The organism is Rathayibacter sp. AY1E8 (assembly GCF_002931415.1).
Taxonomy (GTDB): domain Bacteria; phylum Actinomycetota; class Actinomycetes; order Actinomycetales; family Microbacteriaceae; genus Rathayibacter.
The window spans coordinates 68,944-77,176 of the sequence record NZ_PSVI01000011.1 but is presented as its reverse complement, the minus strand read 5'-3'; the positions used below and the strand labels follow the sequence as shown (position 1 = coordinate 77,176).

The window sequence follows — 8,233 nt, the reverse complement described above, 5'->3', positions numbered from 1 at the left end:
TCGAGTCGATCCCCGCGGACAACACCCGACTCGTCGGCGACATCTCCGACTTCGCCTGATCCTCTCCAGGGGCTGACGCCGGCGCACGGTTCTGCGAGCCTCGACGGATGACTCCAATGGACGGCAGCGGACCGGTATCGGGGGAGTCCGATGCCGTCGTGGGCGAAGTCCAACCGTCGGCGGACGTGGGGCGGCGTGAGCATCCTTCTCGATGCAGCCGCGGTGATGGTGAACCTGCGGGAGCGCTCGCAGGACCGCTGACGCGCGTTCCGGCGGGCGCCCGAGAGGATCGGGCCGACGACGGTGTCCGCGGCACGATGACCGTCGATCCGCAGCTGCGGCTGGTCACGCGCTTCGACACTCCGACCGAGACGTGCTGGTACGAGGACGTCGAGCCGTGGGTGGAGCATTCGCCGATCCGCTGATGACGTGCCGGACCGTCGGGCGGCCTCGGTCCCGGTCCGTCCGGTCCGTCCACCCTTATCCGATAATGCACATTATGTCAGTTCGACCGAAGCCCCGGTCGGCAGGATGGCGATCGACTCCCCTCATCGCTCCTGCGACAGGACGTCATCGATCGCCGCCGCGCTCCGATGGCAGACCGGGCGCTTCGACGGTGAGGCCTCGGATCACCGCGGAGACGACCATGCGCTGCGTGAGTTCGGCGCTGGTGTCCACGGGCCACTGGCTCACCGACCCGACGTGCGCCGCGACGACGGCCTTCGCCAGGACGGCGGACTCGACGGCGGGGACGCGGCCGTGCACGGCGGCGAGGGCGGCGAAGCGCTCGCCCAGCTCGCGCGAGACGCGGTCGTCGTCGATCATCATCCGCTCGGCGAACTCCGGGTCCGCGGCAGCGCGTGCCAGGAGCACCGACCGCAGGGAGAACCACTCGCGGCTGGACGGGAGCGCGTCGAGGAGGGAGCGTACGGCGCCGTCGAGGGTCGCCGCGCGGTGCTCCTCCTGCAGCTGGACGTCGAGGGCCTCCTGCAGGCTCCCCCACACTCTCGCGGCCTGCTCCTCGTGGAGTGCGAGGAAGAGCTGGTCGACACCGGCGAAGTTCGAGTAGAACGCGCCGCGGGTGAAGCCCGCCTGCGCGCAGATGTCCTCGACGCGCTGGCCGATGGTGCCCGTGCTCTCGAAGAGCTCGGCGGCCGCGGCGAGGAGACGTCGTCGCGTCTCGCTCCTCCGCCGGACCGGAGCCTGCTCGCCTGTGACCACGCCCCCAGCCTATTCGGATCCTTGCGCTGGATGGGCCTTTTCAGTACGTTTCGTTTCCAATGCATACCGTATCGAGAACTGGAACGCCCGAACCTCGACGGCGACGGTCCCGGTGGCTGCCGACCGCGACCGTCGTGCTCATCGGGGCGGTCCTCGCCTGGCTGAACCGGGTGGAGTGGTGGGGGTGGCTCGTCGTCGCGGCGGCCGCGGTCCTGATCGCGGCCGTCTCGCGGAGATGGCGGCACCGGCACTGGATGCTGCGTACGGCGGCCTGGGTCGCGTCCGCAGGGCTCGTCGGAGCCGTCGCCCTCGCCGCGGGTCCTCTCCCGGCGACGCGGACGCTCGCCGGTCCGCACAGCGCCCCGGTCATGACCCGGCAGGGCGACGTCGTCGGTGTGCACGACGCCGCGGCCGGGGTCGACGCCTTCGCGGGGATCCCCTACGCCGCTCCCCCGGTCGGCCCGCTGCGCTGGGAGGCGCCCCGCCCGGCCCCGCAGCGGTCGGCGACCCTCGTGGCCGACGACTTCGGCCCCTCCGCCGTTCAGCCGGAGCCGACGTTCCTCTCCCGAGCGGCGACCCGCGTGCTCGACCTGCCGCTGGAGGAGACGCTCCTCGGCGGGTACGCGACGGACGAGGACAGCCTCCGCCTGAACATCTGGACGCTGGCCGGCGGAGCGGGCGACTCCCGCCCGGTCCTCGTCTACCTCCACGGCGGCGCGTTCGTCTCGGGGTCCGGCGCCCTCCCCGCCTACGACGGCGCGGCGCTCGCCTCCCGGGGCGCGGTGGTCGTCACCGTCGCCTACCGTCTGGGCGTCCTCGGATTCCTCGCCGGTGATGTGCTCGGCGGCGGCACCCCGGGGAACCAGGGACTGCTCGACCAGGTCGCCGCTCTGCAATGGGTGCAGGACGACATCGCCGCTTTCGGCGGGGACCCGGGGCGGGTGACGGTCGCCGGCCAGTCCGCCGGCTCCGGCAGCGCCTGCATCCTCGGGGCCTCGCCCCTGGCGGCCGGCCTCCTCCACGGGATCATCGGGGAGAGCGGAGGATGCCTGGGGTCGGCGGGAGACCGCGAGGCCGGCGACCTCTACGACGACGCCGCCACCGCACGGGAGGCGGCTGCGCGCCTGAGCGAGGCGCTCGGCGGGGCGAGCCTCGCCGAGATGAGGGCCCTGCCGGCCGAGCGCATCGTCACGGCCGCCGCTGGCCTCTCGCAGCACTGGTGGCCCTCGATCGACGGCGTCGTCCTCCCCGACACGCCGCTCGCCGTCTACGAGGCCGGTCGGCAGAACGACGTCCCCCTCCTGCTCGGCAGCAACTCCGACGAGACCTCGCTCGATCTGCTGGGAGGCGTCGACCCGGATCCGAACGCCTACGAGCAGGAGGTGCGCCGGGAGCACGGAGACGACGCGGACCGATTCCTCGCGCTGTACCCGGGTGCCGTCGAGGACCAGGTCGTCGACTCCCGGCTGCGCGCCGGCAGCGACCGGACGATGACCGCCCCGATGCGGCTCTGGGCGCTGACGGCCGCCCGGACCGGGCGGGCGGGCGTCCACGCCTACATCTTCACGCGCACTCCCCCGGAGAGCGGACTCGAGCGGTTCGGCGCGTACCACGGCGCCGAGGTGATGTACGCGTACGGGAACCTCGGGGCGGACGGCGACGCCGACTACACGGACGTCGACCGCCGGCTCGAGCAGGAGATGACCGCGCGCTGGCTCGCGTTCGTCTCCCACGGCGATCCGGACGCCGCCGGCCGCGAGCGGTGGCCGGCCGTCCAGGAGGATCCGGACAGCGTGCTCGAGTTCGGCGACGTCGTCCGGGTCGCCGGGCGCCCGTCCCCCGACGCGGTCGACTTCTGGCTCGCGGGGACGGGCTGACGCGGGGGCGCTCCTCGCGGCGGAACCCTCCGGTCAGCGGGGAGCCTCCGCTCAGAGCTGCCCGACGAGGTGCGCCTGCCGGCCGTCGCGCGCGAAGACCGGGATGACGGCCAGCGGCGCGTCGGCGACGATCCACTGCCCGCCCTCGCGCTCGGCGCCCGTCGAGAGCTCCGTCCAGCGCGCCCCGGCGGGCAGGTAGACCCGTCGGGAGACGGCTCCGGCGTGCGTGACCGGAGCCACCAGCAGGTCCGAGCCGAAGAGGTACTGGTCGGCCAGATCCCAGGCCTCCGGGTCCCCCGGGAACTCGTGGAACACCGCGCGCAGCACCGGCTGGCCCAGCTCGTGCGCCTCCCGCATCGCCTCCCGCGTGTACGGGCGCAGGGTCTCGCGCAGATGCAGCAGGCGGGTGAGGATCGGCGTGGCCTCCTCGCCGAAGCTCCACACCTCGTTCGCGGCTCCGGTCGCGGCGCGGCGGCTCCCGTCGGCGGCCGTGACCGGGGCCGACGGCGCGCGGTCGCCGTGGAGGCGCATCACCGGGCTGAACGCGCCGAACTGGAACCAGCGCACGACGAGCTCTCGGAAGGCCGGATCGGACGGGTCTCCCCCGGCGAATCCTCCGATGTCGGTCGTGAACCACGGGATCCCCGCGACGCCCATGTGGATGCCGGCCGTGATCTGGTGGCGCAGGTCCGCGAAGGTCGAGTGGATGTCGCCCGACCACACGAGCGCGCCGTAGCGCTGGCTGCCCGCCCACGCGGTGCGGACGAGGTTGACGATCGCGGTCTCCCCGCCCTCGCTCTGCCCCTCGAAGAAGCCGCGGGAGAACGCCTGCGGGTAGAGGTTGCCGACCTGGACGGCGGGGCCGGCGGCGTAGCGGTAGTTGTCGAAGTCGTAGACGCCGTACTCGGGCTCGGCCTCGTCGAGCCAGAAGAGCCGGATCCCGTGCTCGCCGTAGTTGCGCCGGCACGCCTCCCAGACGAACCTCCGGGCGGCGGGGCTCGTCGCGTCGTAGAACGCGCTCGGACCCTCGAACTGCATGTGCAGGTCCAGGCCCCGCTCAGCCTTGACGAGGAGGTTCCCCTTCTTCATCGCGATGTAGTTCTCGGACTCGACCGACACCTGCGGCCAGACCGAGACCATCAGCTCGATCCCGAGTTCGCGCAGCTCGGCGACCATGGCGGACGGATCCGGCCAGAACTCCTCCTCGAAGCGGAAGTCGCCCATGTGCGGCCAGTGGAAGAAGTCGGCCACGATCACGTCCATCGGCAGGCCGCGGCGCCGGTGCTCGCGGGCGACCTCGAGCAGCTGCTCCTGGTTCCAGTAGCGCAGCTTGCACTGCCAGAAGCCGAGGCCGTGCTCGGGCATCATCGGGACGTGCCCGGTCGCGTCGGCGTAGGCCCGGGTGATGTCGGCCGGGGTCTCCCCCGCGGTCACCCAGTAGTCGAGCTGCTGGGAGGACTCGGCGGACCACTCCGTGCGGTTGGCTGCGAAAGTCGCGCGGCCGATCGCGGGGTTGTGCCAGAGGAACCCGTAGCCGCGGCTCGACAGCACGAACGGGACGCTCGACTGGGAGTTGCGGTGCGCGAGCTCGAGCGTGCAGCCCTTCAGATCGAGGATGTCCTGCTGGTACTGCCCCATCCCGTACAGCTTCTCGTCGGGGGACGTCTCGAACAGCGCGGTCAGCCGGAAGTCGCCGCCCAGGTGCGGACGCTGCTCGCGGGCGCGCAGCTTGAGCGCTCCCCCGCTCCCGAGCTCTCGGAAGAGCAGCTCCCCCCGACGGTCGTAGAAGGAGAGGGAGCAGGAGAGCTCGTGGTAGCCGGTCTGGTACCCGTAGCCCTCCTGCTGCTCGAGGACGACGGTGATGCCGCCGGCGCGCAGCGTCGCCCGCGGTCCCTCGATCGAGACCTCCGGCGCGCGGCGCTCGGGGGCGATCAGCGCCCAGTCGGTGTCGAGGACCTCCCCGGACCGGCGGGCGCGGACCCGGACACTGTCCCTCCCCCACGGCTCGACGACGACGGTCTCGCCGTCGCCGCGCCAGACGAGGCGGTCCCCCTCGAGCGCGAACGCGTCGGTGTCCATGTGCTCCTGCTTCCTCGAGTCGGGCACGGCGCTCAGTCCTTGACCGCGCCGGCGGTGACCCCGGCGGCGACGTAGCGCTGGGCCACGATCAGCAGCACGGCGGCCGGGATGGAGGCGATCACGGCGGTCGCCATGATCCCGTTCCAGTTGGTGGTGGTCGATCCGATGTAGCGGTAGAGGCCGAGGGTGAACGGCACGATGCTGTTGCCCGAGGTGAGCGAGTTCGCGTTGAGGAAGTCGGCCCAGGCGAACAGGAACGAGAACAGGCCCGCGGTCACGATCGAGTTCCGGCTCAGCGGGATGACGATCGAGACGAAGGAGCGCCAGTTGCTCGCACCGTCGATCCGCGCGGCCTCGATCAGCTCGTCGGGGATGCCGAGCATGAAGGCCCGGAGGATGATCACCGCGAACGGCACGGAGGCGGTCGCGTCGGCGAGGATGAGGCCCGGATAGGTGTTGAGCAGCCCCAGCGCGTTGTAGATCGCGAAGAGCGCGGTGACCAGGACGATCCCGGGGATCATCTGGGCGAGGAGGAACACGAACATCACGACGCCGGTCCCCCGCACCCGGAACTTCGCCATCGCGAAAGCGGCGGGCAGAGCGATCGCCAGGGTCAGGATCACGCAGCCGATCGAGATCACGAGGCTCGTGATCAGGTTCGGCAGCTGCGTCGAGAACGCCTGCACGTACCCGTCGAGGGTCGGGTCGCCGGGGAACAGGCTCGGCGGGGTCTGGATCAGGTTCTGCGGCTTGGTCAGCGAGACGTTGACCATCCAGTAGAGCGGGAAGAGGAGGAAGCCGCAGAGCACGATCGCGATGACCACGTCGATCCCGCGGCGCAGCCCTGTGGTGTGCCGGTTCATCCGAGGTCCTCCTTGCGCTGGGCGCGGATGTAGATCACGCCGAAGACGAGGGCGACGATCACGAGGATCTGGCCGGCCGCCGCTCCGACTCCGAACTGCAGGTCGGTGAAGGACTGCTCGTAGGCCCAGGTCGCGAGGGTGTGCGAGCTGTTGGCCGGGCCTCCCTTGGTGAGGATCCAGATGACGTCGAACACCTTGATCGTGTAGACGAGGCCGAGGAGGAGCGTGACGGAGGTCACCGGTCGCAGCAGCGGCCAGGTGATGCTCCAGAAGGACCGCCAGCGCGAGGCGCCGTCCAGTGCCGCGGCCTCGTAGAGGCTCTCGGGGATGCCCTGCAGGCCTCCGTGCAGCAGCACCATGTTGAACGGGATGCCCAGCCAGATGTTGGCGATGATGACCGCCCACAGCGAGACGGACGGATCGGTCAGCCAGCCGACCGGCGTGCCGATCGCGGCGTTCAGGATGCCGAACTGCTGGTCGAAGATCCAGCGCCAGGCCGTCGCCGAGACGATCAGCGGCAGGAGCCACGGCAGCAGGATGAGGGAGCGGAACGTCGCCGAGAGCGGGAACCGGCGGCTGAAGAACAGCGCCAGGGCCATGCCGATCGTGAACTGGCCCACCAGCGAGACCACGGTGAAGACCACGGTGTGCCAGGCGATGCTCGCGAAGATCGGATCGGTGACGACCGTGACGTAGTTGTCGAAGCCGACGAAGGGGGCGATCCCGGTCACGAAGGACGACGGTCCGAAGTCCTGGAGGCTGAGGACGACGCCGCGGATGATCGGGTAGACGAAGAAGACGGCGAGGAAGATCACCACGGGCGCCATGAAGGCGGCGGCGGCGAGGCGGAGGTGGGAGCGGGGTCGGCGGCGGGCGGGCGGCCTGGTGGCCGCCCCGCCCGCGACCGGCGCCGTGAGCACGGCGGGGTCGGTCATGCGGCCGCTACTTCAGGCTCGCCGCGGCGTCGTCGAGGGCCGCCTGCGGCGTCTTCGAGCCGGTCAGCGACTCCTGGATCGCGGTCCAGAGCGCCTTCGAGGTGTCGGGGTAGGCGACGCCGAGGTCGCTGGTGCGTCCCTGCGCGACCGAGATGGCCTCCACCCACGGCTGGAGCGCGGGGTCCTCGGTCGCCTGTTCGGCGGCCGCGTCGGCGTACGGCATGATGTACGACTGGCCGGCCGCCCAGGCCTTCAGGCTGTCGGGCTGGATGACGCACTGCGCGAACTCCGTGGCGAGGGTCTGCTTCGCGGCGTCGGAGGCGACCACCTCGACGAACTCGCCGCCGAGCGGGCTCGGTGCCGCTCCCCCGTCCTTCGCCGGGATCGGCACGACGCCGTAGTCGATGCCCGCCTCGTCGAGGGCGGAGAGCTGCCAGGTGCCGTTGACCATCATCCCGAGCTTGCCCGCGAGGAACTGGTCGCGGACGTCCTGCTGGTTGGCGTTGACGTTCGCCTGCGAGGCCGAGCCGCTCTTCACCAGGTCGGTCCAGAGCGCGAGCGCCGAGACGGCGTCGTCGGAGGAGATGTCCTCGAGGGTCGCACCGGAGCCCCAGAAGAAGGGCAGGAACTGGAAGGTGCCCTCCTCGGTGCCGACCGCGGAGAAGCCGAGCCCGGTGACGTCGCCCGCGGTGAGGGCCTTCGCGGCGGTGGTCAGCTCGTCCCAGGTCGTCGGCGGAGTGACGCCGGCTGCCTCGAAGAGCGCCTTGTTGTAGAAGAGCGCGAGGGTGTTCGAGCCGATCGACGAGCCGTAGGTCTTCCCGTCCAGCTGGCCGGCGGCGAGCACGTTCGGGAGGACGTCGCTGGTGTCGAGCCCGGAGGCGGCGTTGTCGACGAGCAGGCCGGTGTCGGCGAACTTCGCGACGTTGGGGTTGTCGAGGACGACCAGGTTCGGCGTGGTCTTCGACGCGGCCGACTGCAGGAGCTTGGTGGTGAGGTCGGGGTCGGAGGTGCGCTCGAGGGTGATCCCGGTCGAGGCCTCGCAGCCGGCCAGGAGCTGGCCGTAGGGGGAGGACGCGTCGTACTGGGTGAAGCTGTCCCAGAGGGTGAGCGACTTCGACGAGTCGTCGCCCGCTCCCTGTGCGCTGCACGCGCTGAGGGCGACTCCGGCGATGAGGACGAGGGAGGCGGCGCCTGCGGCCCGTCGGATGCTGTTCTTCACGGTATTCCTCTCTGAATACGGTCGGGACGAGCGGAGCGC

Annotated in this window: 6 protein-coding genes; 1 reads left to right on the top strand and 5 read right to left on the bottom strand. The window is 71.2% G+C overall.

Annotation, left to right across the window (positions count from 1 at the left end; all coding sequences use genetic code 11):
- Positions 1–570: 570 nt before the first annotated feature.
- On the bottom strand, positions 571–1,221 hold the full coding sequence (locus C5C74_RS05025) for a TetR/AcrR family transcriptional regulator (RefSeq protein ID WP_104351092.1): 651 nt from the start codon (positions 1,219–1,221) through the stop codon (positions 571–573).
- A 134-nt stretch (positions 1,222–1,355) separates the two neighbouring features.
- On the opposite strand from C5C74_RS05025, the gene C5C74_RS05020 reads away from it, so the two are divergent.
- Positions 1,356–3,098 (top strand): carboxylesterase/lipase family protein, encoded by a 1,743-nt coding sequence (locus C5C74_RS05020; RefSeq protein ID WP_219813441.1) that lies wholly within the window; start codon positions 1,356–1,358, stop codon positions 3,096–3,098.
- A gap of 51 nt (positions 3,099–3,149) precedes the next feature.
- Here C5C74_RS05020 and C5C74_RS05015 read toward each other — a convergent pair whose 3' ends face one another.
- Genes C5C74_RS05015 through C5C74_RS05000 form a run of 4 tightly spaced genes read right to left on the bottom strand, consistent with a single transcriptional unit; the run spans position 3,150 to position 8,194 of the window.
- Entirely contained in the window at positions 3,150–5,177 is a 2,028-nt protein-coding gene (locus C5C74_RS05015; protein ID WP_104335643.1) for a TIM-barrel domain-containing protein, read from the bottom strand.
- A gap of 32 nt (positions 5,178–5,209) precedes the next feature.
- Positions 5,210–6,040 (bottom strand): carbohydrate ABC transporter permease, encoded by an 831-nt coding sequence (locus C5C74_RS05010; protein ID WP_104222044.1) that lies wholly within the window; start codon positions 6,038–6,040, stop codon positions 5,210–5,212.
- The gene (locus tag C5C74_RS05005; RefSeq protein ID WP_104225253.1) at positions 6,037–6,975 is read right to left on the bottom strand and encodes a carbohydrate ABC transporter permease; all 939 of its coding nucleotides are present in this window, start codon (positions 6,973–6,975) and stop codon (positions 6,037–6,039) included. The genes C5C74_RS05010 and C5C74_RS05005 overlap by 4 nt, the downstream gene beginning before the upstream one ends.
- A 7-nt stretch (positions 6,976–6,982) precedes the next feature.
- The gene (locus C5C74_RS05000) at positions 6,983–8,194 is read right to left on the bottom strand and encodes an extracellular solute-binding protein (RefSeq protein ID WP_104232593.1); all 1,212 of its coding nucleotides are present in this window, start codon (positions 8,192–8,194) and stop codon (positions 6,983–6,985) included.
- Between the last annotated feature and the right edge of the window lie 39 nt (positions 8,195–8,233).